The sequence below is a fragment of the Nocardioides flavus (ex Wang et al. 2016) genome (assembly GCF_014653115.1).
In the GTDB taxonomy this organism is placed as follows: Bacteria; Actinomycetota; Actinomycetes; order Propionibacteriales; family Nocardioidaceae; genus Nocardioides; species Nocardioides flavus.
Window position 1 is genome coordinate 115,566 of record NZ_BNAD01000003.1, and the last position, 23,984, is coordinate 139,549.

Genomic DNA, 23,984 nt, shown 5'->3' on the forward strand with positions numbered 1-23,984 from the left:
TCGTGGAGTGGGTCGGGCTGCAGCCTATCGGCGCTGCGCGGCGCGGGACGCTGGCCGTCGTCCGCGTCGGCACGCCTTCGAGTCCCTCGACCCGGACCGTACGGCGCTCGTCGTGGTGGACGTGATGCCCTTCCTCGTGCGCGAGTCGGCCCACGTGCGCGGGATCGTGCCGCGGGTCAATCGCCTGGCAGGTGCGCTCCGCGGCGCCGGCGGCACCGTGGCGTGGGTCGTCCCGGCGTACTCCCCGCCCACGCCGAAGGACCGCGAGTTCTTCGGCGAGGAGGTGGCCGAGCGGTACGGCGACGTACGCCCCACGAGCGCGGTGCTGGACCTGGTGGAGGCAGGGAGTGCGCAGGCGCTCGACGAGCTCGTCGTGGGGTGCCGTGGCCAGGCCGGTCCCCCACGTGTCGAGCGCGGTGCCGAAGTGCAGCACCTCCTCGCCGCGCAGCGCAGCGAAGCCGGCGATCCGCCCTCCTTCCTCAACCACGAGGCACTCGATCGCGGGGTCGGCGATCTCCTCGCGCCAGCGAGCCGCGACCTGCTCGCGCGGAAACGGGTACCGGTCCTAGGGGAACACGTCGGACAGTCCCGCGATCGCCGCGGGCTCCTGTACCGCGACGACGCCGGGCACGTCCCCGGGGCGCATGGGGCGCAGGACGTGGTTGCGACCGGGCATGGCGGGAAGAGTAGGCGCCAGGGCCGACCCGTCGCTTCCTCCTTGGCCGAGCAGTCCCCGTGAGCTGGCCTCGACTGTCGGCGAGGGACGGGCGGGCCTCTCGACACCCCGCCCGGCGCTGGTCGAGGAGGCACGAAGTCCCGTCACGAGACCCCCGCCCCCGCTGGTCGAGGAGGGACGAAGTCCCGTCACGAGGCCACTGTCAGTGGCGTCCTCTAGAGTCGAACACATGATCGAAGTAGCGACAGGACCGGGAGCAGGTGAGGCAGACGGCCTCACCGCCGCCGACCTGCTCGCCTCGATCCGGTCCGCCCGCGACGTCGAGAACCAGGCAGCAGCAGAGCAGCTGATCCTCGCCGCCCGGTGGGCTGACCTCCACCCGCCGGAGTCGATCCACTCCGCGGCCACGTTCCCCGTCCCGGGGTGTGAGCACGAAGAGCCCATCGCCGGTGACGGTGCGCCGCTGGTGGCGGAGTTCTGCGTCGCGGAGCTCGGCACCGTCCTCGGCATCTCCACGGTCGCGGCGAAGAAGCTCATCGGGCACGCCCTCGAGCTGCGCCACCGCCTCCCCCGCCTCTGGGCACAGGTCCACGCCGGCGCCGTTCCCGCCTGGCGGGCCCGCACGGTCGCCGAGACCACCATCCACACCAACCCCGTCCTGACTCGTGAGGCTGCCGGGTTCGTCGACGCCCAGGTCGCCGCCGTCGCCGGCCGCATCGGTCCCGCGCAGCTCGACCGCCTCGTCGCCGAGACCATCACGCGCTACGACCTCGCCGTCACCGACCCGACAGCCGATCCGGAGGACGGCTATCTGTCGGTCGACCCGCGCCACGTGACCGTCCACGACGACGACGTCCACTTCGCCGGCACCATGCGCATCGAGGCCGAGGTCGACCTCGCCGACGCCCTCGACCTCGACCGCGCCGTGGCCCACGGCGCAGAAACCTTGAAGACGCTCGGCTCCGACGAGTCCCTGGATGCGCGGCGTGCGAAGGCGCTCGGCGACCTCGCTCGCACTCAGACCGCACTGGACCTCCACGCATCGGGCGTGACGGACGCGAGCGAGGACGGGCTGCCGCCTGCGCGGGAGATGGTGATCCACGCCCACTTCGACGCCACCCTGTCCGGCGACACCACCGTGTTCGGCCCGACCGGTCGGATGGAGAACGGCCAACGCCTCGTCCTCCTCGAGCAGATCCAAGCCTGGTGCGGCGACACCCGCACCCAAGTGACCGTCAAGCCCGTCATCGACCTCAACACCCCGCTCACCGCCCAGGGCTACGACATTCCCGACCAGATCCGCGAGCAGATCATCCTGCGCGACCGCACCTGCGTGTTCCCGCGCTGCAGCCGCCCCGCCCGCGGCTGCGACATCGATCATGTCGTGCCGTGGGACGAACACGCCGAAGCCGAGGGCAGACCCCAGCCCGGGCCGACCACCACGAGCAACCTCGCCGCCCTCTGCAGGTTCCACCACCGACTCAAGACCCACTCACCCTGGCGCTACGCCATGGTCGCGCCCGGGGTCTTCGAGTGGCGAAGTCCGCACGGGTTCCGCTTCCGACGCGACCACACCGGCACCACCGAGCTCGACCCACCGGATCCTCCCGGCATCCCACGCCCCCGCCGACGATGATCCCGCCCCACACCCCGCCAGTCCCCACGATGGCGGGGCCACAGGCGCGTCGTGCCCGGCTCGGCCGGGGTTTCAAGCCCGGCTCCTGTGGAACAGTCCAGTGGTAGTTCGATCCCTCGCCATCCCGGCATCTTCGAGGAGAACCCCGTGCAGACCGAGTACCACGCCTTCGTCGACGGAGATGTCGGACGTTGCGGTGCCATCCTTCGCCACACGGGGTCGCGGAGTCTGCGGACACGCACCGTGTTCCGGATGGGCGAGGACGCCCCCTCTACCTCGTGGACCACGTCGTCGATCACGACGGGGACGTCCGACGATGGAGCCGGTTCACCTACAACTCGCCGAGCTCGGGGAGTCGGCACTCCGGCACACGCGACCCCGGCGGCACCGTCCACGTGGATGGCACGCCGGCGCCGTCGCTCCCCGACACGATCGGCGCCTATGGGGAGCACCTCGTCCTGACCCAGATGCTCCGCGACGGTGCGGCCACCGTGTCCTACCTCCAGTTCGACGAGAGCGAGCCGGAGCGGGACCCGCAGGCGGCGGAGCTGCACAGGATCGGGATCGAAGCCACGGAGCTGCTGGATGGCTCCACCGTCGACGCCGAGCGCGTACTGCTCGTCCTGGCCGGTCAGTCCAGCAACTCACACTGGTGCATCGACGGTGCCGTCGTGAAGTCCGACTGGTGTGGCGCCCAGTCGTTCCTGGTCGACGACCTCGATGCTCTGTGCGCTGGGCTCGACCCGGAGGTGGTGGCGCAGATCCGCGATTTCGCCTCGCAGGCGACCCGCCGGGCACCAGGCAGACACGTACGGTCGTCCCCATGCCCTCCTTCGTGAAGTCAGTGACCTTCGACTGCCACGACCCGTTGGGGCTGGCCGCGTTCTGGGCGGGCGCCCTCGGCTCGAACGTCGACGAGGACAGCACCGCGGACCGCGCGTGGGTCGAGCCCGAGGGCAACGAGGTCTGCCTCGAGACCTGAGGTCAGCCGACCACGCGGAACTCGGAGCGACTGGGCGCTATCGGTTCGTGCGGCCTGACCTCGAAGGAGACGAGCGTCGGCGTGAACCCGGCCGGCACCGGCGCGAGGGAGAGTGCGTGCAGGACCGGATCGGCGAGGCGTGTGCGCTCGGCCACCGCCTCGTCGCGTCCGGCCCTGCCGGCCTCGACCCGGAGGGCGGTGACGGCGACGGCGTTGATGGCCGTCTCGGCGGCCGGATCCCACCCGAAGGCTGCACCGTCGGGCCGGTGCGACTGCTCGTATCGCACCACGAGGTCGACGAGGACGACGAAGGAGTCGGCCGTGACGACCGGCTCGCCGGTGAGGACGTAGTCGCGCGGCGCGGCGTGGTCGGCACCGCGTCGACCGCCGAGGAAAGGCATGACGGCGCTAGTCCTCGACGAGCCCGATGCGCAGGTACTCCGCGGCGTAGGTGCCGGTGAGCAGCAGCGACGCGTAGCGCGCCACCTCGGCGTCCGCGTCGGTCTCGAGCGTCTCCACCCGTACGCCGTGGCGCGCCGCCGCGGCCCTGAGCTGGCCGGCCTGCTCGCGGACGATGGGGTCGTCGGAGCGGTCGTCGAGGATGAGCAGCAGCGGACGGAGGTCTCCGGCGTCCTCGGCGAACGGGTCCGCGAAGACGTCGTGCGGCTTGGTCGCCTCGATGACCGGGAGCAGGTGCTCGGCGTCGCCGGCGATGGCGGAGCGCCCGGTGGTGCGGCGCAGCGACTCCGCCAAGCGGCGGGCCGCGCGGGCCGCAAGCACGGAGCCGCCCCACACGAGCGGGTTGGTGTCGGCCATCGCGATGGCGAGCATCTTGGCCGGGTTGACGGCGAGGTCGCGGTGCGGGGAGCAGCTGGTGGCGACCTCGTCAAGGGACAGCGCCACCGACTCGGCGTCGGCGCGCGGCCCGAGGTGCACGTGGGCGAGGTAGTCGAGCATCACCACGGCCGTGGCGAGCTGGTCGCCGGTCACGGTGGGCAGCACGGTCACGTGCCGCCCCGCGGCGTGCTCGCCGACCAGCGAGCGCTCGGGGCACGCGACGACCACCTGCGCACCACGCCGCACGGCCTCGGCGACTGCCGACGCGGACCCGTGGTCGTTGCCCTCGGGCGCGAGCATCACGACGAGGTCCAGCGAGCCCGCCCAGCCCGGCAGCCCGGGGTTGGGCCAGGCGACGAACGGCACCGGGCACCACGGCTCGAGCACCGCCCGCAGCAGCCGCGAGTCCGGGCCGGCTGCGATCACGGCGCGGGGTCGCTCGCCGTCGCGACCGGCTGCGATCAGCTCGGCCGTCGCCGTCGCGGCCTCGTGGGCCTCCCGCCTGACCCGGGCACCGCTCTCGGCGAGCGTGCGCAGCCGCAGGTCAACGGTCTCCAGCACGGCCGGGTCGTCCAGCCGGGCCTCGTCGAACCAGGTCGCCACGTGCGTCGTCCCTCAGTCGGGCTTGCGGGCCTCGTCGACCAGCAGCACGGGGATGTCGTCGCGCACGGGGTAGGCGTTCCCGCACCCCTGGCAGACGAGCTCCTCGGCGTCCGTGGCCGGCGACAGCTCGCCGTGGCAGGCCGGGCAGACGATGATGCTCAGCAGCTGCTGGTCGATGTTCACACCGATGATCCTAGGGGGTGAGCGCCCGGGTCAGTCAGTGGGAGTGAGCACGCGCAGGTGCCCTCGCTTGGCACCGCGGCTCGGGTCGTCGGTGGAGTGCAGCGGCACCGGCGCAGGGGCGGGTCGGGCCGCCTCGCGCACCGCGTCGGCCAGCGCGAGCAGGTCGTCGCTGCTCGGGCCCTGGGCCTTCGGGTCCGGAGCCAGCCGGAGCACCTCCCAGCCGCGCGGCGCGGACAACCGCTCGCTGTGCACCTCGCACAGGTCGTAGGCGTGCGGCTCCGCGTACGTCGCCAGCGGTCCGAGGACGGCGGTCTGGTCGGCGTAGACATAGGTCAGCGTGTTGACCGCAGGACGGCCACACGCCGTCCGCGAACAACGACGGGCAGGGCTCACGACGCCGACGCTACCCGGCGTACGCACGCGCGGCGTTTAGGCTCGCGGCGTGGGAGACAGCGTGGGCGACGGAGCGGACCACCCGGCCGGCGCCGTACGCCGCCGCACGCGCGACCGGCGCGGTCGCGGGATGCGCGGCCCGGGCGTCGTGCCGGTCGATCCCGGGACCCCGGCCCTGCGCACCGCGCGGCAGCGCTTCGACCAGCTCGTGCTCGACGTGGTGACGCCGCTCGACGAGAAGTGGCAGCGCCACCTCGGTCTGGTGGAGTACGCCGTCGAGGACACGCCGATGCTGCCCGACGACTGGGGCGACGAGACCGTGCCGCTGTCGTCCCTGGTGCGCGGCAAGGGTCAGGCACCGACCCGTCTGGTCCTCTTCCGCCGGCCGATCGAGCACCGCTCGACCACCCGCGACGAGCTCGAGGCGCTGGTGCACACCGTCGTCGTGGAGCAGCTCGCCGAGCTGCTCGACCTCACGCCCGGACAGGTCGACGAGCGGTACGAGGACGGCTAGCGCTGCGCGGGACGCACGTCGGGCACGGGGCTGGTGGCCACGAGCTGCGACAGGGGCAGCACGGACAGCCCGCGGTCGACCACCTCGAGCGCCGCGACCACCCCGGTCCGCTCGACGCCGAGGACGGCGAGCACCGCGTCGTCGGGAAGGCGCAGCCTGGCCGCGGTCGCGGGATCGACCTCGACGCGGCGCTCGCGCACCACCGGAGCACCGTCGGCGTCCCAGGCCCGCAGCGTCACCACACCCGGGGCGTCGGCGCCGACGAGCACCAGCCGCTTGGACCCTCCGGGCAGCGCGACGGCGGCCTCCTCGGACACGGACTCACCGGCCGCCGACAGGGCGAGGTCGCGGGCCGTCCTCGTGCGCAGGGACGCGGTGACCGGAGCCGTCGCCTCCACCCGGATCCCCTGCACGCCCTGCAACGCCGGGCCGCGGAGCACCCCGCTGAGCTCGACCTCGCGGACCGACGCGGGTGCCAGGGTGACCTCCTCGAGCCCCGACGGGACGAACTCGCTCTCCTCGCTCACCAGCTTGAGCACCACCCGGACCTCGCTGTCGCCGGGGTTGGCGAGGGTGAGCACGCGGTCGGCGGACGAGGTGCCGACGCCGGCGACGTACGAGGTGGCGGCGGGCGCAGCCTGCGCCGGCAGCCACTCGCGCACCGGGGCGTCGCGGCCGACGGGGTCGATGACGTCGACGACGCTGGAGGCCAGCCGGCCGCGGGTGACCGCCACACGGATCGCGAGGGCGTCGCGGTTGGGGCTGACGGTCGACAGGTCGAAGGACGTGGAGCGCCCGCCCGGCACCCGCACCCCGCGCAGGGCAGGGACGTCGACGACCCCGCTGCCGTCCCAGACGGTGACGTCGGCGACCGCAGGACCCTTGTCGGGGTTGACGAGCGTGAGCGTCGAGGCATGCTCGGCCGAGGCACCGACACCGGTGAACCAGCGCTCGGGCGACGGGGGCTCACACCCGACGGCGGACCCGCCGCCGGACCTCGACACCACCAGGCCCGGCGCGAGCTCGCCGTCGGCGCCGACCACGACGTACTGGCGCTCGGTGCGCGCCGCGACGCCGTCGGCCAACGACTCCACGTCCTCCTCACGACCCACGCGCAGCGCCAGGTCGCCGGACGCCAGGGAGCTGCTGCCGAGGCGGACCTCGTCGGCACCCGGCAGGCGGGGCGGACAGACCGCCGTGGCCCGGTCGAGCGGCGCCTCGGTCGGCGCGTACGAGGTCGGTGACTCGTCGGCCGGGCGGACCAGCGCGAGTGCGGCCACGGTGAGCAGGGGGATCACGACGGCGAGGACGGTGAGCGGGGACGGACGGCCACGGGAGGTCTCGGCGACCCGGCGGCGACCGACCCCGGTCGTGGACTCGGGCTCAGTCATCGCGTCCTCCGTCCCGGCGCTGCCGCACGGTCGGCGCCGCGAGCACCAGCGCGAGCGCGATCGCGATCGCCTGCACGGCCAGGAGCGCCGAGCGCCACCACGAGCCGGGTCCGTCGACGGCCGACGGGTCGAGCGGCCGGTCGACGCGCCAGGCCCTCGTGGTGCGGTCCTCCGCACTGGCCTGCTCGAGACCGGCGGTCGCGTCGAGCAGCGAGGAGATGCGGCCGTCCGCCGGCGAGCCGAGCACGACGTACTCCACGCCTCGCGCCCCCAGCGCGGCGACGACGGCCGGCGTGGGAGAGGACACGAGGGCGCGCACGTCCTCGGTGAGCGCGGAGTCCTCGTCGGCGAGCGTGAGGATCTCGTCCTCGCCGACGGTGGTGCCGTCGTCGCGACGGATCCGGTAGGTGATGCCGTCGTCGACCGACCCGCCGAGCACCAGCACGCCGTGCTCCTGGCCGAGCAGCGAGCTCTGCTGCATGTAGACCGGGACGGACTGGTCCGCGTCCTGGGTCATCGCGTCGTCGGGGGTGGTGAGCCACCAGCCCAGGCCGCCGACGGGCACCGCGGCCGCGACGACCGCCAGCGCGGTCGCGACGCCCCGCTGCCACCACGGGTGGTGCTCGGCGAGGCGGCGGAGGTAGGTGTCGGCCCCGAGCACGACCGCCACGATCGCGGTGCCCTGGAGGATCACCACGAACAGGCCCAGGCTCGGGCGCGTCGTGACCGCGGGCAGGTCGAGCGTCAGGTGCGACAGCAGTCCCGAGACGAGCGCGGCGGCGAGGGCGACCAGCCAGCAGACCAGGACCGGGACGCGCGTACGCCGCGGGAGCAGCGCGGCGACGGCCAGGAGGCCCAGCACCACGCCGAGCCACCACGGCGCACCGAGGTCGTTGAGCCGCCCGGTCACCAGGCCCGCGAAGGTGACCTCGTCGACGGTGAGCCGGCCGGCCTCCAGCAGCAGGCCGGCAGCCGAGCCGGTCGTGAGCAGCGGCAGCAGCCACGGCGCGAGGAGCAGCGGGGTGGCCGCGACGGCGACCACCGGCGGGCCCCAGCTGTCGCGCTCGCGCAGCAGGCGGGGGGCGATGACGGCGGCGGCGCCCAGCACCACGACCGTCGCCAGCAGCGCGAACAGCCAGAACCCCGGCACGAAGGCGGCGCCCAGCGCGAGCAGCAGTGCCGTGCGCCAGGCCGCGCGCCAGCGCCGGTCGCGGTCGGGGTCGACGAAGCCGAGGGCGGCGCGGGCAGCCCACGGCAGCAGGGCGGCCACCGCGACCGTGCCGAAGCGTCCCTCGGCCCACGCGCCGGACGTCACCGGGACCAGGGCGTAGGTCAGGGCACCCCACACGACGAGCCACCGCGGCAGGCCGAGCGGGTCGACGAGGCAGCCGACCACCGCGAGCAGCCGCCAGGCGCCCCAGGCGGCGACGGGCACCGCGAGCAGCATGAGGCCGGACACGACGGCGCCGGTGTTGCCGAGCAGCACGGTGGCCGCGAGGGCGAAGGGCAGGACGTAGGCGGGCGCCGGGACGTCGGTGCCACTGCCGAGCGGGTGCCAGGTGGCGAGGTGCAGCTGCCACCAGTCACCGGCCGTCGCAGGCACCGGGGAGAGCGCCCCGCCGGTGACCGACCCGAACGCCTCGCGCCCGGCGAGCAGCGCCATGATCCCGAAGAGGGCGAGCACCACCGCGACGGGGTTGGTGAAGAACCGGGCCACGAAGCCGGTGTCGGTGAGGTAGGCGTCCTCGTCGTCGTCACCCGGCGTGGCCGGCACGCGGCGCTGCTCGCGACCCGTCGGCGACGCGGCGTCGGCCGCCTGAGCCAGCCGGCGCCGCTCCGCCACGTCGGCGGCCTGGCTGGTCGCCGCCGAGGCGAGGTCGGTGACGAAGTCGAGGCCGTGGCGGTAGGGCAGCCAGGCGGGTGCCAGCAGCCGGCGTACGGCCTCGTGCTGCGGCGCGGCGTCGCCGCGCAGACGCGCCCGCTCGCGTCGGGCGGCGAGCACCTGCCGTGGGCGGCCGTGCACCGAGAGCGCGGCGGCCAGCTCGTCGAGCGCCTCCCCCACCGAGCGCACGGCGAGGAACCCGAGGACACGCAGCAGGGAGCCGAGGAAGAGCCGGACGTACTGCCACGCGAAGCCTCGCGACGACACGTTGGCCAGCGAGGTGAAGAGCGCGGCACGGCGCTCCTGGTAGTGGGTGTGCCGACCGGTGAGGGGCGTGCGCCGGATGCCGCGGTGCGCGGCCTCGGCGTGGAAGACGACCGCCTGCGGCACCACCAGCGTGCGGTGGCCGGCCAGCGCGGCGCGCCAGCCGAAGTCGATGTCGTTGCCGAAGATCGGCAGCTCCTCGTCGAGCCCGCCGAGGGACTCGAGCACGCTGCGGCGCACCAGCATGCCGGCGGTGTTGACCGCCAGGACCTCGCGCACCTCGTCGTGCTGGCCCTGGTCGTACTCCCCCCGCTCCAGACCAGTCTCGCGGCGACCCGTGCCGGTGATCGTCAGACCGACCTCGAGCAGGCGTCGCAGCGAGGGCCACTCACGCAGCTTCGGGCCGAGGATCGCGGCGCCCGGGTCGGCCTCGGCGGCGGCGAGCAGCTCGGCGAGCGCCGTCGGGGCGGGGTTGCTGTCGTCGTGGAGCAGCCAGATCCACTCGTCGTCGGTCCCACCCGTCGGGGTGGGCGGCGCCAGCTCGAGACCGCGCCGGACGGCTTCGGGATAGCTGGTCGAGCCCGGGACGACGGCCACCTCGTGCCGGTCGGCCCAGGCGCGGCCGAGCGCGTCACGGACCAGCTCGACGCTGTCGTCGCGGCTCGTGGTGTCGACAGCCACGACGCGGTCCGCCGGGAGGGTCTGCCCGACCAGACCAGTCAGTACGGCTGGGAGCCATCGCGCCCCGTCATGACTGACGAGAAGCGCTGTGACGGTCACCGGAGCACCCTAGCGAGGGGCTCCGCGCTCCATGAAACCGTCGACAGGGATGCTGCAGGAACTGCGGGAAGGCTCAGACAGCGCGCTTCTTCAGCTTGCGGCGCTCCCGCTCGGACAGACCGCCCCAGATGCCGAAGCGCTCGTCGTTCATCAACGCGTACTCGAGGCAGTCGTCACGCACCTCGCACGTCAGGCAGACCTTCTTGGCCTCCCTGGTCGAGCCGCCCTTCTCGGGGAAGAACGCCTCCGGGTCCGTCTGCGCGCACAAGGCGCGGTCCTGCCAACCGAACTCCTCGCCCTCAGGCTCGAGGAGAAACAATTCTGCTCTCATGGCTGACGCCCTTTCGACCCTGGTTTTCGAGACCGGACGAACACTCGTCCGACCTCACGACACTGTGGGAATTACATGCCTGTCGTACGCGTGAAGTCAAGCCCGGATCTGATATGGCCGTTCTGCTTCCGGCAGGCTGTTCCCATGCCATCATCGACGCCAGAGCTACGCCGCCTCACCGTCCTGTCCGGAGGGGTGGGCGGCGCCCGGTTCATCCAGGGCCTCCTCCACGGCCTGCGCACGGGCGTGGTGCCGGGAGGCTCCGCCGACACCGAGGTCACCGTGGTCGCCAACACCGCGGACGACTGGTGGATCCACGGGCTGAAGGTCTGCCCGGACCTCGACACCGTGATGTACACCCTCGGCGACGGCATCGACGTCGAGCGGGGGTGGGGCCGCCGCGACGAGACGTGGAGCGCCAAGGCCGAGCTCGAGGCGTACGGGGTGGAGCCGACGTGGTTCGGGCTGGGCGACCGCGACATCGCGACCCATCTCGTCCGCACCCAGATGCTGGAGGCCGGGTTCTCCCTCTCGCAGGTCACCGAGGCCCTGTGCCGGCGCTGGCAGCCCGGCGTACGGCTGCTGCCGATGACCGACGACCGGGTCGAGACCCACGTCGCGATCGCCGATCCCGAGAGTCCCAGCGGGCGCCGGGTCGTGCACTTCCAGGAGTACTGGGTGCGGTTGCGGGCCGCGGTCCCCGCCGAGACCGTCGTCGTGGTCGGCCAGGACGCGGCCACCCCCGCCCCCGGCGTGCTGGACGCGATCACCGGCGCCGACCTCGTCGTCCTCCCGCCGTCGAACCCGGTCGTCTCGGTGGGCACGATCCTCGGCGTGCCCGGCGTGCGCGAGGCGGTCCGGTCCACGCCGGCGCCCGTCGTGGGGCTCTCCCCCATCGTCGGCGGCTCCCACGTGCACGGCATGGCGGCCCAGATGCTGGCGAGCATCGGCGTCGAGGTCGACGCCGGGGCCGTCGGCGCCCACTACGGTGCACGCTCCGCCGGCGGCGTGCTGGACGCCTGGCTGGTCGACGAGCGCGACGCCGACCAGGTCGCGGGGCTGGAGGCCGCCGGGCTGCGCGCGCAGGCCGTGCCGCTGATGATGGACGGCCCCGACGCCACGGCGGCGATGGCGGCCGCGGCCGTCTCGGTCGCGGCCGGCCACCCGGCGTGAGCACGCGGCTCGAGGCCTGGGCGCCCGACGGCTTCCCGGAGGTGGCGGCCGGCGACGACCTCACGACCCTGGTGCTCGCCGTCCTGGGCGGCGGCGCCGGCCTCGCGGACGGCGACGTCGTGTGCGTGACCAGCAAGGTGGTGAGCAAGGCCGAGGGCCGCACCCGGAGGGGTGGGCGCGAGGCCGCCATCGAGGAGGAGACCGTCCGCGTCGTGGCCCGCCGCGGCGCGACCCTGGTCGTGCGCAACCGGCTCGGGCTGACCATGGCCGCCGCGGGCGTCGACGCCTCCAACGTCGCCACCGGGTCGGTCGTCCTGCTCCCCCTGGACCCGGACGCGTCGGCGCGGGCACTGCGTCGCGCCGTCCACGAACGCACCGGCACCAACGTCGCCGTGGTGGTCACCGACACCTCCGGGCGCGCGTGGCGCGAGGGCCAGACCGACATCGCGATCGGCGCCGCCGGGCTGCTCGTCGCCGAGGACTTCGCCGGTCGCACCGACCGGCACGGCAACGCCCTCGCCGTCACCCTCCCGGCGGTCGCCGACGAGATCGCCGGTGCGGCCGAGCTGGTGCAGGGCAAGCTGGGCGGGCGGCCGGTCGCCGTGGTCCGCGGCCGGGCCGACCTGGTGCTGCGGCCCGGGGAGGACGGGCCGGGCGCCGCGTCGCTCGTGCGGCCCGACGGGGCCGACCTCTTCGGCTGGGGCGCCCGCGAGGCTGTCGTACGGGCCCTGGCCGGCGACGACGCGGACCTGGCCGCGTTCGGCGAGCCCGTGGCGCCCGACGAGCTGCAGGCGGCGCTCGGCCGGGTGGTCGGCGGCGGGGCCGGCCTGTCGTCGACGCTGCTGCTGACCTTCGACGAGGAGCCCGGTCAGGTGGTCCTGCGGCTGCCGGCGGACGCCGGACGCGCCGCGGTGGAAGCCGTCTGCTTCGCCCACGGGTGGCGGCTCGCGGTCTGGGAGCAGGCGGGGAGCGACGTCGTGTGCCACGTCTCACCCGTGACTACGTAGACTCTGCCAGCGCAGACCTACCCAGCACTCGACCGAGAGACACCGAGCACCGTGGCCAAGCAGGCAAAGACCGACCGTCAGGCGGTCATCGACTCCATCCGCTCCCAGCAGTCCAAGCGCGAGAACCGGCGCGGCATGGCCATCGTCGGCGTGTGCGTCCTGGTCGCCGTGCTGATCGTGGGGGCCGCCGCGTTCAAGCCGGTCAAGGACTGGTGGGACCTGCGGGCCTACGCCTCCGACTCGCTCGGCGAGATCGGCGCCGAGGCGTCGGTCTGCCAGGACGTCACCACCAAGTCCGCCGAGGGCAGCCAGGACCACGTCGAGGTCGGCACACCCCTGAGCTATCCCGATGCCCCGCCGGCCTTCGGCCAGCACTGGAACATGTGGGACAGCATGGACCGCAAGCTCTACACCACCTCGGACCGTCCCGAGCTCGGCGAGCTGGTGCACAACCTCGAGCACGGCTTCACGATCCTCTGGTACGACGAGACGATCGCCGAGGACTCCGAGCAGATGGACGTGCTGCGCGGCATCGCCTCCAAGCTGCAGGGCACCGACAACCTGCGCGACAAGTTCAAGGCCGTGCCGTGGACCTCCGAGGACGGCAAGGCCTTCCCCGACGGCCAGCACGTGGCCTTCACCCACTGGTCGCTCGGTGGCGTCGGCGAGACCGACCCGTCCAAGCAGGTCGGCGTCTGGCAGTACTGCTCCGACGTCAGCGGCGCGGCCCTGGAGCAGTTCATGGAGGACTACCCCTACATGGACTCCCCGGAGCCGAACGCCGTCTGAGGCGTGACCGTCCCCGGCACGTTCTCCGAGGTGCTCGCCGCACAGCTCCGGCGGGACCCGGGTCGACCGCTGGTCACGTTCTACGACCACGCCACCGACGAGCGGGTCGAGCTGTCGGTGACGACCTACGCCAACTGGGTGGCGAAGGCGTCGGGCCTGCTCACCGACGTCGCGGACCTCGAGCGCGGCATGTCGTTGCGCATCGACCTGCCGCCGCACTGGCTCTCCCCGGTGTTCCTCGGCGCGGCCTGGACCGTGGGCCTGCGGGTCACGACCTCGGACGAGCCGGACGCCGTGGTGTGCGGTCCCGACGGGCTGCAGCGCTGGGCCTCGCGGGCGGCGACGATGCCTGTGCTCGCATGCAGCCTGCGCCCGCTGGGCGTACGGTTCGCCGACCCGCTGCCGGCCGGGGTGCTCGACGTCGGGGTGGAGATCTGGTCGCAGCCCGACGGCTTCACCGCCTGGGACCCGCCCACCGCGGACGACCCCGCCACCGACGACCTGAGCCAGCGCGCGCTCCTCGGCGCCTCCGATCGCTCCGACGACCTGACGGCCGCCGTCGGGAGTGGTCTCACCGACGGCGGCCGTCTTCTCTCGGTGGCCGACCCGGCTTCCCCACCAGGAATGGCCACCTTCACCGAGCCCCTCGTCCGAGGGGGCTCGCTGGTCCTCGTCCGCAATCCCGACCCGGAGCGTCTCGACGACGTCTTCGACGCCGAGCGGGCGACAGCCCGGGCCTGATCGCGCGTTGCGGTCCTCGCCTCACCCGGCCAGGTCGAAGGCCCCCAGTCCCTCACCGAGCACCCGCGGGCTGGAGACGCCCTTCTTGCGCCCGGGGTAGACGTACGCCACGCCGCTGGCCCGGTCCCGCACGACGTAGTCGCTCGTGCCCTTGAGTGCCATGTCCTGCACCCGGAGCACCCAGTCGAAGCCGGAGAGGTCCGCAGGGAGACCGGCGGGCGTGGAGACGCCGCCCTGGACCGGCACCGCGGTGGCGAAGCCGCTGCCGTTGCCCCTCCAGACCATCAGCTGACCGCCGGAGGGAGTCCCGACGAGATCGGGGAGCCCGTCGCCGGTCACGTCGCCGACAGCGGTGATGCCGTCGACGGTGTTCCAGCCTCCACCGAGCACGCGACCCGGGGCGAGCGCACCGGTGCCGTTGCCGGAGAACAGCCACAGCTGCCCGGAGGTGTCGCGGGCGAGCACGTCGCCGAAGCCGTCGCGGTCGACGTCTCCCGCGTTGAGGATCCGGTCCATCCCGGCGAACGAGACGCCGGTGTCGATGGGAGCGCCGAGCTCGAAGGTGTCGCGGTTCGCCACGACGACGAGCTGCTTGCCGGCCACGCCGATGAGGTCGGCGCCCGCGCCGTCCACCATGTTGACCCCGGTGATCCAGCGCATCGTCTTCAGGTTCGTCGCGGGGCCCAAGGCGGCGCCGAAGGTGCCGTCGCCGCGCCCGGGCATGAGCATCATCTTGCCCGCCGAGCTGCGCGCGACGATGTCGGTGCGGCCGTCGCCGTTGAAGTCGCCGGCGACCATGCGGTTGAACGTGCTCCACCTCCCTGCCACCCGCTGTGCGGGGGCGAACCGTCCGGTGCCGTAGCCGGTCTGGAGGAACACCCGGTTCTTGGTGCGCAGCAGCAGGTCGGCACGACCGTCGCCGTTGACGTCGCCGGCCCCGACCATCTGGCGGTAGCCGCCGTAGCCCTTGCGGGTGGCCTTGCGGGCGAAGCCGCCCTTGCTGGTCCCCAGGAGGGTGGTGAGCCGGCCCTTGAAGCGGGCCACCAGGTCGTTGCGGCCGTCACCGTTGATGTCGCCCGCCGCGGTGATGAGCGAGTAGCCGCGCAGCGACATCTTGCGGGTGGTGGCGCCGAACCTCCCGTTGCCCTTGCCCGCTCGCACCCGGACGACGCCGGACTTGTCGACGGTGACCAGGTCGGCCCGGCCGTCACCGGTCAGGTCGGGCGAGACCAGCACGTCGGCGCGCTTGTCCCAGCCGCGCTTGCCGACCACGAGACGCTTCTGGAACGAGGTGAGGCCGCCGGTCGGCAGGACCAGGCCGCGCCCGTCGGCGGCCCGGCGGACGACGAGGTCCGGGTAGGGCGAGGCGTCGAGGTTGTTCTGGGGGTTGGGCGCGGAGATCGCGATCGGCGTCGGGCCGGCCGGCGGGGCGGGTGCGGCCGTCGATGCGTACGAGCGGATCGTCGGCAGCTGGGCGTACAGGTACTTGCCCGGGCACGCCGTGGAGCCGGCGTCGCGGTGGCCGTTGATGGCCGCGAAGGTGCGGCTGCCGATCTTCTGCGACGTCGAGGCGGGGTCGACGCCGTGCAGCGACAGCTTCCAGGCGAACAGCGCGCCGTAGGCCCGCAGCATCGCGTCCGTCGGCTGGACCACGTCGAAGTTGCCGATGGCCGACATCGCGAACGAGTACTGGTTGTAGTTGAGCGTGTGCGCGCCGACGACCGGGCGGTCGATGCCGCCGAAGCGACCCTCCCAGATCCGGCCGAAGCGGTCGACGAGGAAGTTGTAGCCGATGTCGCTCCAGCCGCGGGACTTCACGTGGTAGGCGTAGATGCTGCGCAGGATCGCGGGCACCTGTGCCTCGCTGTAGTCGTTGGCGTTGACCGTGTGGTGGACGAAGCCGCCGCTGATCGAGCCGTACCGCAGCGAGCTCTTGTCGCGGATGCTCTCGTCGGCGCCCCACTGTGCGCGGGAGAAGATCGTGGGCTGGGCGGCGGTCTTCTTGCTCGTGGCCACGGTGGCGGACTGGAGGGTGATGCCCTCTTCGGCCGCGTCGGTGCCGTCCTGCTCGGCGTACGCGTCGTCGTAGGCCCCGCTCAGGTCGTCGGAGGGCCGGTCGGCGGGGACCTCGGTCTCGTTCTTCTTCGAGGCGCCCGGGTCGACCAGCGCCAGGGAGAGGTCCCCCGGCAGTGCGGCGTCGTTCGTGACGGCCTCGACCTGGACCTCGTCGACCTCACCGACGAAGGTCGGCTCGGTGCCGGGGCGCGCGTTCGCACCCTCGGGGCTGTCGGGGTTCGGCGCGTGGTCGTCGTGGTACTGCAGGTACTCCCAGCCCGACCAGGTGTCGCCGGTGCGCGTGCGGACGCGCAGCGTGATCTCGTCCTCCGCCACCTGCTCCCCTGCGTCCCAGGTGACGCCGACGGCCGCGAAGTCGGTGACCGGCTGCGGCTTGCTCAGCACGCGGTCGGTGGTGGCGCCCTCGGCGACCGTACGGCCGCGGAGGCCGGAGAACCCACCCGCGGCACCGGTGAGCGGCACCTCGGTGACGGTGGGCGTCACCGGGGCGGTCGGCACGGTGGCCGACACCAGCTCGGCGGGCGAGGACTGCCCGGTGGTCGCGGAGCCCTGGCCGCCGGGGGTCTCCCCGACGATGTCGAGGGACACCACGCCGGAGGCGGGCGTGAGGACGACGAGCACGACACCCAGTGCCAGCACCTGCTGGCAGAGGGTGACGAGACGGGCCTGAAGAGGACGCATGACGAGACTCCTGCTGTGTGGGGGAAGGTCACACAAGGCAGAAGTTCACACCAGTCACACCAGTCACGGAAGAGTTTCTGAGTAACTACAAACGTGTAATTTCCACTCGACACGCCGTTACATCGATGCAATTCTCACCCAGGATGGCACACGTTCGCCGGCAACTGGTCCGAGAACAGCACTCCCGCCCCCATGAGCGGGGGCGGGAGTGCTGGGACAAACGGGTCAGCCAGGCCAGGCAGACGTCACACGTCGGCGCCGAGCCCGTCGTCCTCACCGGAGTCGTCGCCCTCGTCGTAGTGCAAGAAGTGGATGCCCTCCTCGACATCACCGTCGAAGGCGAGCCGGCCGCTCTCCATGACCAGGACGCGGTCGCACAGGTTGCGGACCGCACCGGGTGCGTGCGAGACGTAGAACATCGTCACGCCCGACTTCACGATCTCGTCCATGCGCTTCTTGCACTTGCGCTTGAACGGCCGGTCCCCGACCGCGAGGGCCTCGTCGGCGATGAAGATGTCGGCGTCGACGTTGACCGCCACCGAGAACCCGAGCCGTGCCTTCATGCCGGAGCTGTAGTAGGCGACGTCGGTGTCGAGGAACTTGCCGAGGTCGGCGAAGTCGACGATCTCGTCGAACTTGCGGTCGGTCTCGGCCCGGGACATCCCGAGGATCGCGGCGTTGAGGTAGAGGTTCTCCCGCCCACTCAGGTTGTTGTCGAAGCCGGTGCCCGTGGCGATCAGGCCGGCGATCCGCCCTCGGGTCATCACCGACCCGGAGTCGGGACGCATGACGCCACTGATCAGCTTGAGCAGGGTCGACTTGCCGGAGCCGTTGAGACCCATCAGGCCGACGGACTCCCCCGCGCTGACGGTGAAGCTGACGTCGTCGACGGCGTTGAAGGTGTCGTGGGTCTTGCGCCCCCGGGCCTTGGCGAGCACGGTCTGCTTGAGGGAGCGCTGGTAGGACAGCGTGAAGGACTTGGTGGCGTTCTCCACCTGGATCATGGTCGTCATCACAGGCGCTCCGGGACCCGAGCCTCGAGCCGGGAGAAGACACGCTGGGCCAGCACGAGCAGCACGATGGAGATCGCCGTCATGGTGAGCCCGCGGGCGAAGAGCTGGTCGGGCAGGTGCACGGCGGCCGTGACCTCCGGGTCGCTCGTGGTCCCGGTCCAGAAGCCGCGCTGGATCAGGAGCACGGCCTCGGCCATCGGGTTGAGGAGGTAGTAGCCCGACCACGGGTCGCCGAAGCGGTCGTCCACCAGCGTGAACGGATACATCATCGGCACGCTGAAGGTCACGAACTGGGTGAGGGTCTGGGCGATCTTCCCGACGTCGCGCATGAAGACGTTGCCCACGCTGAAGAGCAGCCCGAGTGCCAGCCCGAGCGCGGCGGCGAGGGTGAAGCCGAGCAACGCCGCGGCCATCCCGACGAGGTCGGGGCGCCACCCGAGCAGCACGCAGGGCACCACGAGGATGATGAGCATCGGCACCGTGTGCCAGGCAGCGACGAGCATGCGCGCCACGGGGAACATCTCGCGGGGCACGGGCAGCTTGGTGATCAAGGACCGGTTCTGCACCAGCGACTGGGTGCCGCCGTTGAAGGTCTCGGTGAAGAAGTGCACGATCACCATGCCGGCGAAGAGATGGATCGCGAAGTTCTCCATCCCCGAGCCGCGACCGATCATCACCTGGAACAGGAAGTAGAACATCGCGAACCGGATCGCCGGCTGCAGGTAGCTCCACAGCCAGCCGAGCACGGTGCCCTGGTAGCGCGACTTGATCGTGTTGCGCACCAGCATGCCCAGCAGGTAGCGGCGGCGTACGACCTCACGCAGGCCCGTCGCCGCCGGCGGCGCCAGCGGCAGGGCCTCCAGGTCCGCCTCCGCACGCCTGGCCGGACCTGAGGCTGTGGTGCTCACGCGCGGCTCACCCGTCCTCCCGCTCGGACGTCACGTCGTCCGTCCACGGCGCGAAGGTCTTCTCCCACGCCTCGGGCGAGGTGATCTCCCCCAGCGCCTCGCGGTACTGCTGCGCGAGCTGGGGCCACTCGCGGTGGAAGCGCCGGTGGATGTCGATCGTGCGCTTGAGCAGGTCGCGGTAGTGCGCCGGGTCCCGCTTGTAGAGCGCGACGGACGACCCGTCGTTCATCGAGACGACTGCCGAGTCGTACTTCACGAGGTTGTACCAGGCGGCGTCCATCGCGGTGAGCTCGGTCTCGGGGTAGTCCTTCGCCATCTCGCGCACGGGCCGGAGCTGGCGCAGCGGGGCCAGCGCCGCGGCGACCAGGGTCTGCTTGCGGCCCGGGATCTCGATGTCGGACTTGCCCTTCTTGGGCGGCTTCTTGCGGCGTACGGGCGGCAGCTCGTCGCGGTCCGGGTGCAGCTGGGCGTCGGAGAACTGCTTGCGGAAGGCGTTGATGTCGGCGAGCTTGGTGGCCAGCTCGCCGTGCAGCGCGTGCGGGCCCCGCAGCACGTCCTCCAGGGCCAGGTGCCGCAGCTCCGCGGTGGAGTACTGCAGGGAGGCGAGGTGCTTGACCTGGTGGTTGAAGCTCTCGCGCACCATGCGCCCGCCGCGCTCGTAGGGCGAGTGCAGCAGCGCCGCGATGAAGCGGTTGCGCTGGTGGAAGTAGGACTGCCAGTCGACGCCGTCGTTCTTGTCCGTCCACGGCACGTGCCACACCGCGGCGCCCGGGAAGGACACGGTCGGGTAGCCCGCCTGCTTGGCACGCAGGCCGAACTCGGAGTCGTCCCACTTGATGAAGACCGGCAGCGACAGCCCGACCTCCTCGAGGACGACCCGCGGGATCAGGCACATGAACCAGCCGTTGAAGTCGACGTCGGCACGCTTGTGCAGCCAGCGCGAGGAGCGCAGGTTGCGGGCGGCGAAGTCCCACTGGCTGTAGCCGTCGAGGCGGGTCTGCCACCAGAAGCGCCACGGCTGCACGATCTCGCCGAACGAGTGCAGCTGGGCGCGGCTGAAGAGGTTGAACATGTGGCCGCCGACGATCGTCGGGCGCTTGGCCAGGTCGCCGAAGGTGACCGCGCGGATGATGCCCTCGGGCTCGCAGACGACGTCGTCGTCCATCATCATCGCGTAGGTCGCGGTGCCCTTGCGGACGCTCTCGAGCTGACCGCGGGCATAGCCGCCGGACCCGCCCAGGTTGCCCTGGACGATGACGCGCAGCTTGTCGCCGAGGCCGGCCGACGCTGCGGGGAAGTACTCGCTGTCGGTGACCTTGTCCTTGCCCTGGTCCATCACCATCACGGTGTCGAGGTAGGGCTGGAGCTCGTCGGCGGCACCCAGCTGGCCGAGGAGCTGGGCGCTCATGTCGGGCAGCATCGTGGTGATGCAGACGTCGACCGTGCCGTGCTCGGCACGGTCGGCGGGCACCTGCGCCGTCCACTCGGCGCCCTCGACCGTGGCGCCGTGGTCGCCGGCGACGACGTCGTACCAGTACCACCCGCCGTCGACGAAGGGCTTCAGCGGGAGCGAGAAGGTGAACTCGGCCGAGTCGCCCTCGACCGTGGCGGCGTCGACGCGCTGGGAGTGGCCGCGGGCCATCGACTTGTAGACCGTGACCATCGAGCCGGCGCCGGACACGCGTACGGTCAGCTCGACGTCGGTGACGATGGTGTGGCGGCGCCAGTAGGACGCCGGGAAGGCGTTGAAGTAGGTGCCGAACGACAGCAGCTGCGAGGGCTGGAGCCGCAGCGCGGTGCGGGACCTGATCTGGTCGGGGTGAAGCTTCTTGCCGGTCGAGGTCGACTGACGGATCGCCGCGTTGTTGAGGTCCTTGGCGGCCTTGTCGCCACCGACGTCGTGGCGGTCGGTGTCGAGACGGGCCTCCTCGAGGTCGACGTAGAGCGCGAAGACGTCCGTGTCGCGGTCGATGGGCAGGATCTGCCGCTGCAGCAGCCTGGTCACGGTCTGGTCGGTGGCGCTCATGCGTCGATCCCTCCGCTCGTCAGCGCGACACCCTCGGTGAAGTGCGGCTTGAGCTTGTTGTCGTACATCGACAGCGCTGCGCCGATGGCCATGTGCATGTCGAGGTACTTGTAGGTGCCCAGGCGGCCGCCGAACAGCACCATCGGCTCGGCCTTGGCGAGCTCGCGGTACTTCAGCAGCTTGGCGCGGTCCTCGGCCGTGTTCACCGGGTAGTAGGGCTCGTCGCCCTCCTCGGCGAAGCGGCTGTACTCGTGGACGATCACGCTCTTGCCGGGCAGGTGGGTCTTCTCCCGCTCGGGGTGGAAGTGCTTGAACTCGATGATCCGGGTGAAGGGGACGTCCTGGTCGTTGTAGTTGACGACCCCGGTGCCCTGGAAGTCGTCGGTGTCGACGACGCTCTCCTCGAGGTCGACCGTGCGCCACGACAGGCGTCCCTCGGAGTTGCCGAAGTACTCGTCGACGGGGCCGGTGTAGACGATCGGGACCTTGCCCTTGTAGTCGTCCGCGACGGCGAAGAAGTCGGTCTCGAGGCGCACCTCGATGTTGGGGTGGTCGGCCATCTTGGTCAGCCACGCGGTGTAGCCGTCGACCGGCAGGCCTTCGTAGGTGTCGCTGAACCAGCCGTTCTGGAAGGTGTAGCGCACCGGGAGCCGGGTGATGATGTCCGCGCTCAGCTCGGTCGGGTCGGTCTGCCACTGCTTGGCGGTGTAGCCCTTGATGAACGCCTCGTAGAGAGGGCGCCCGATCAGGCTGATCGCCTTCTCCTCGAGGTTCGAGGCGTCCTCGGTCGCGATCTCGCTGGACTGCTCGGCGATCAGCGCGCGGGCCTCGTCGGGGGTGTGGGACTTGCCGAAGAACTGGTTGATGAGCGCCAGGTTCATCGGGAGGGAGTAGACCTGCCCCTGGTACTTGCCGAAGACGCGGTGGCGGTAGTCGGTGAACGAGGTGAACCGGTTGGCGTACTCCCAGACCCGCTCGTTGGAGGTGTGGAAGAGGTGCGCGCCGTACTTGTGCACCTCCACGTTGGTCTCCGGGTCGCGCTCGCTGTAGGCGTTGCCGCCGAGGTGGTGGCGACGCTCGAGGATGAGCACGCGCAGACCGAGCTCCTCGGCGCACCGCTCGGCGATGGTGAGGCCGAAGAGGCCGGCTCCGACGATGACGAGGTCGGGAAGCTGGCCGGTGTCGTGGCTGGTGGCCTGGGACAAGGGGGGAACTCCTTGGGTGAGGAACGCTGGGTGAGTCTATCGAGGGGGACGGGCCGAGTCGGTCAGGCGCCGCATGCCCCGTGCCGACGCCATGGCACGGATCACGTTGCGTGCCTCGGCGCGACCGCCGCGGACGGGGCTGAGCAGCACGACGACGAGGGCGATCAGCCACGGCTTGAGCCGCACGAGGGGGTTCTCCCCGTGGCGCAGGTGCACCACGAAGAGGTTGCGATACATGTAGAAGCCCTTCCAGCCGGCCAGGTCGTGCTGCTGGTTGAACTCCAGCTGCCGCACGAGCACCGCGTCGCGCACCGCCCAGATGCGCCGTCCGGCCCGGCGGGCGCGCACGGCGTACTCGGCGTCGTCGAAGAAGATGAAGAACGCGGGATCGGGCAGGCCGATCTCGGTGACCACGTCGCGGCGCACCATGAAGCCCTCGAAGGCGACGTTCTGCACCTCGACCAGCTCCGGCATCGACGCGCGGTCGGCGTACGTGCTGTCGACGGTGGCTCGCTTGGGCCGGATCGCGAGCGGGTTGCGGAGGTCGAAGTCGACGGCGGCCTTCTCCACGAGCGCCCCGGAGCGGTCCTCGCGCACGGCGATCAGGCAGTCGGCGTCGACGCCCATCATCACCTCCAGGCAGTCGGGGGCCGGGACCACGTCGTCGTCCATCAGCCACACGCGGTCCCAGCCCGCGTCGTACGCCGCCCGCACGCCGCGGTGGAAGCCGCCGGCACCTCCGAGGTTGTCCTGGGTGATGACCTGCAGGGGCAGGTCGGTGCGTGCGGCGAGCACCTCGCCGGTGCGGTCGGTGCTCGCGTTGTCGACCACGACGACCGCGTCGGGGCGTCGGGTCTGGGCCGCGAGGCCGTCGAGCATCCCCACCAGCAGGTCGGCGCGGTTGTGGGTCACGACGACGACCGCGACCGTCTCGCGCAGGCCCTCGCTCACCGGAGGAACCTCCGGTGGCCGTCGAAGTCCCCCGCGATGCCGGCACGCATGGCGCCGACGCTCAGACGCAGCCGGGACAGGCTGGGCCGGGTGAAGGTGTAGAACCAGGCGGTCTTGACCACGAAGGCGAGCGCGTGCAGCGGGCCGCGGTAGTCACGGAGGTTGACCAGGTTGTTGCGGGCCATGCAGTAGTGCTTGAGGTCGCTGGGCGAGTCGTTGTAGGTGGTGCGGCCGAACATCATCGGGGTGCCGAGGTTGCCGACGCTCGGGTGCCGCACGGTGGCGGTGACGACCGTGGCGACCCGGGCGCCCGCCTCCTCGGCGCGCAGCCGGTACTCGTGGTCGTCGCCCCAGATGAAGAACTCCTCGCGCGGGAGCCCGATGCGGTCGACGAGCTCCTTGGTGACGAGCACCCCGTTGAACGGGATGACGATCCCGTCGATGCGGTCCTGGCGCGCGGCGCGACGCACGTCGTCGACGGCGTGCACCACGCGGGTGCCGCCCGGGAGCCGGATCGGGAAGACGAGCCGGTCGGGGTCGGCCTCGTCGACGACCAGCGGACCCCAGAAGTCGAGGTTGTCGGTCTCGAGCAGCAGCTGGTCGAGGCAGTCGACGTCCGGCAGTCCGTCGTCGTCCATCAGCCAGACCAGGTCGGCACCGCGGTCGATGGCCCAGGCGAGACCGTCGTGGAAGCCGCCGGCACCCCCGCGGTTGGTCGCCAGCGTGCGCCCGGCGAGCGGGACCTCACCGGTGGTGGGACGGCCCGCGAGCCACTCCCCCGTCCCGTCGGACGACGCGTTGTCGACCACGAGCACCTCGGCGAGGCCGTCGATCTCGCCGAGGCGGGCGACGAGCTTCTCCAGCAGCGGCAGGCGGTTGAAGGTGACCACGACCGCGACGATGCGAGGCAGGGGTCCGGTGGTCACGGCGTACACACTAGGG

23 protein-coding genes are annotated in these 23,984 nt (G+C 72.0%); 9 read left to right on the forward strand and 14 right to left on the reverse strand.

Features of this window, described 5'->3' with window-relative positions; translation table 11 throughout:
* The first annotated feature begins 7 nt into the window (after positions 1–7).
* From IE200_RS07490 to IE200_RS07505, 4 genes are all read left to right on the forward strand, one after another.
* Positions 8–739: a hypothetical protein gene (locus IE200_RS07490; RefSeq protein WP_191278774.1), complete on the forward strand. Its 732-nt coding sequence runs from the start codon at positions 8–10 to the stop codon at positions 737–739.
* A gap of 166 nt (positions 740–905) precedes the next feature.
* Complete coding sequence (locus IE200_RS07495) at positions 906–2,312, forward strand: HNH endonuclease signature motif containing protein (protein ID WP_191278775.1); 1,407 nt, start codon at positions 906–908, stop codon at positions 2,310–2,312.
* Between the two features lie 491 nt (positions 2,313–2,803).
* Positions 2,804–3,151: a hypothetical protein gene (locus IE200_RS07500; RefSeq protein ID WP_191278776.1), complete on the forward strand. Its 348-nt coding sequence runs from the start codon at positions 2,804–2,806 to the stop codon at positions 3,149–3,151.
* Positions 3,136–3,294 carry a VOC family protein gene (locus IE200_RS07505; RefSeq protein WP_191278777.1) on the forward strand — a complete coding sequence of 53 codons (159 nt, stop codon included), beginning with the start codon at positions 3,136–3,138 and terminating at the stop codon, positions 3,292–3,294. Before IE200_RS07500 ends, IE200_RS07505 begins: the two co-directional genes overlap by 16 nt.
* A gap of 2 nt (positions 3,295–3,296) precedes the next feature.
* Here IE200_RS07505 and IE200_RS07510 read toward each other — a convergent pair whose 3' ends face one another.
* The 4 genes from IE200_RS07510 to IE200_RS07525 are packed head-to-tail and all read right to left on the reverse strand — an operon-like array spanning position 3,297 to position 5,310.
* Entirely contained in the window at positions 3,297–3,695 is a 399-nt protein-coding gene (locus IE200_RS07510; protein ID WP_191278778.1) for a hypothetical protein, read from the reverse strand.
* A 7-nt stretch (positions 3,696–3,702) separates the two neighbouring features.
* Positions 3,703–4,734 (reverse strand): SIS domain-containing protein, encoded by a 1,032-nt coding sequence (locus IE200_RS07515; RefSeq protein WP_191278779.1) that lies wholly within the window; start codon positions 4,732–4,734, stop codon positions 3,703–3,705.
* Between the two features lie 12 nt (positions 4,735–4,746).
* The gene (locus tag IE200_RS07520; protein ID WP_191278780.1) at positions 4,747–4,917 is read right to left on the reverse strand and encodes a Trm112 family protein; all 171 of its coding nucleotides are present in this window, start codon (positions 4,915–4,917) and stop codon (positions 4,747–4,749) included.
* A 30-nt stretch (positions 4,918–4,947) separates the two neighbouring features.
* Positions 4,948–5,310 carry a DUF3499 domain-containing protein gene (locus tag IE200_RS07525; protein ID WP_191278781.1) on the reverse strand — a complete coding sequence of 121 codons (363 nt, stop codon included), beginning with the start codon at positions 5,308–5,310 and terminating at the stop codon, positions 4,948–4,950.
* Positions 5,311–5,359: 49 nt separating this feature from the next.
* Here IE200_RS07525 and IE200_RS07530 point away from each other — a divergent pair, with 49 nt between their 5' ends.
* A complete protein-coding gene (locus IE200_RS07530; protein WP_229856258.1) occupies positions 5,360–5,824 on the forward strand; it encodes a metallopeptidase family protein in 465 nt (154 codons plus the stop codon).
* On the opposite strand, the gene IE200_RS07535 is transcribed toward IE200_RS07530, so the two are convergent.
* The 3 genes from IE200_RS07535 to IE200_RS07545 form a co-directional block, all read right to left on the reverse strand.
* Positions 5,821–7,215, reverse strand: a complete 1,395-nt coding sequence (locus IE200_RS07535) for a DUF5719 family protein (RefSeq protein ID WP_191278782.1) — start codon at positions 7,213–7,215, stop codon at positions 5,821–5,823. The genes IE200_RS07530 and IE200_RS07535 overlap by 4 nt on opposite strands.
* A complete protein-coding gene (locus tag IE200_RS07540; protein ID WP_191278783.1) occupies positions 7,208–10,141 on the reverse strand; it encodes a glycosyltransferase family 2 protein in 2,934 nt (977 codons plus the stop codon). The genes IE200_RS07535 and IE200_RS07540 overlap by 8 nt, the downstream gene beginning before the upstream one ends.
* A 73-nt stretch (positions 10,142–10,214) precedes the next feature.
* A complete protein-coding gene (locus IE200_RS07545; RefSeq protein ID WP_056605988.1) occupies positions 10,215–10,472 on the reverse strand; it encodes a WhiB family transcriptional regulator in 258 nt (85 codons plus the stop codon).
* 144 nt (positions 10,473–10,616) lie between these two features.
* On the opposite strand from IE200_RS07545, the gene cofD reads away from it, so the two are divergent.
* From cofD to IE200_RS07565, 4 genes are read left to right on the forward strand one after another with little or no spacing between them, the layout of a single operon-like run.
* A complete protein-coding gene (gene cofD, locus IE200_RS07550) occupies positions 10,617–11,645 on the forward strand; it encodes a 2-phospho-L-lactate transferase (RefSeq protein WP_191278784.1) in 1,029 nt (342 codons plus the stop codon).
* Positions 11,642–12,652, forward strand: coding sequence for a coenzyme F420-0:L-glutamate ligase (cofE, locus tag IE200_RS07555; protein WP_191278785.1), 1,011 nt, complete (start codon positions 11,642–11,644; stop codon positions 12,650–12,652). Before cofD ends, cofE begins: the two co-directional genes overlap by 4 nt.
* Before the next feature lie 51 nt (positions 12,653–12,703).
* Positions 12,704–13,441 carry a DUF3105 domain-containing protein gene (locus IE200_RS07560; RefSeq protein ID WP_191278786.1) on the forward strand — a complete coding sequence of 246 codons (738 nt, stop codon included), beginning with the start codon at positions 12,704–12,706 and terminating at the stop codon, positions 13,439–13,441.
* A gap of 3 nt (positions 13,442–13,444) precedes the next feature.
* Positions 13,445–14,182, forward strand: coding sequence for a TIGR03089 family protein (locus IE200_RS07565; RefSeq protein ID WP_191278787.1), 738 nt, complete (start codon positions 13,445–13,447; stop codon positions 14,180–14,182).
* Between the two features lie 21 nt (positions 14,183–14,203).
* On the opposite strand, the gene IE200_RS07570 is transcribed toward IE200_RS07565, so the two are convergent.
* From IE200_RS07570 to IE200_RS07600, 7 genes are all read right to left on the reverse strand, one after another.
* A complete protein-coding gene (locus tag IE200_RS07570) occupies positions 14,204–16,939 on the reverse strand; it encodes an FG-GAP-like repeat-containing protein (RefSeq protein ID WP_191278788.1) in 2,736 nt (911 codons plus the stop codon).
* Between the two features lie 245 nt (positions 16,940–17,184).
* Positions 17,185–17,952, reverse strand: a complete 768-nt coding sequence (locus IE200_RS07575; RefSeq protein WP_191278789.1) for an ABC transporter ATP-binding protein — start codon at positions 17,950–17,952, stop codon at positions 17,185–17,187.
* Positions 17,952–18,860: an ABC transporter permease gene (locus IE200_RS07580; protein WP_229856260.1), complete on the reverse strand. Its 909-nt coding sequence runs from the start codon at positions 18,858–18,860 to the stop codon at positions 17,952–17,954. Before IE200_RS07580 ends, IE200_RS07575 begins: the two co-directional genes overlap by 1 nt.
* A 7-nt stretch (positions 18,861–18,867) precedes the next feature.
* A complete protein-coding gene (locus IE200_RS07585) occupies positions 18,868–20,886 on the reverse strand; it encodes a glycosyltransferase (RefSeq protein WP_191278790.1) in 2,019 nt (672 codons plus the stop codon).
* A complete protein-coding gene (glf, locus tag IE200_RS07590; RefSeq protein ID WP_191278791.1) occupies positions 20,883–22,091 on the reverse strand; it encodes a UDP-galactopyranose mutase in 1,209 nt (402 codons plus the stop codon). Before glf ends, IE200_RS07585 begins: the two co-directional genes overlap by 4 nt.
* A gap of 36 nt (positions 22,092–22,127) precedes the next feature.
* A complete protein-coding gene (locus IE200_RS07595; protein ID WP_229856262.1) occupies positions 22,128–23,042 on the reverse strand; it encodes a glycosyltransferase family 2 protein in 915 nt (304 codons plus the stop codon).
* Positions 23,039–23,968 carry a glycosyltransferase family 2 protein gene (locus IE200_RS07600; RefSeq protein ID WP_229856264.1) on the reverse strand — a complete coding sequence of 310 codons (930 nt, stop codon included), beginning with the start codon at positions 23,966–23,968 and terminating at the stop codon, positions 23,039–23,041. The genes IE200_RS07595 and IE200_RS07600 overlap by 4 nt, the downstream gene beginning before the upstream one ends.
* Positions 23,969–23,984: the final 16 nt, after the last annotated feature.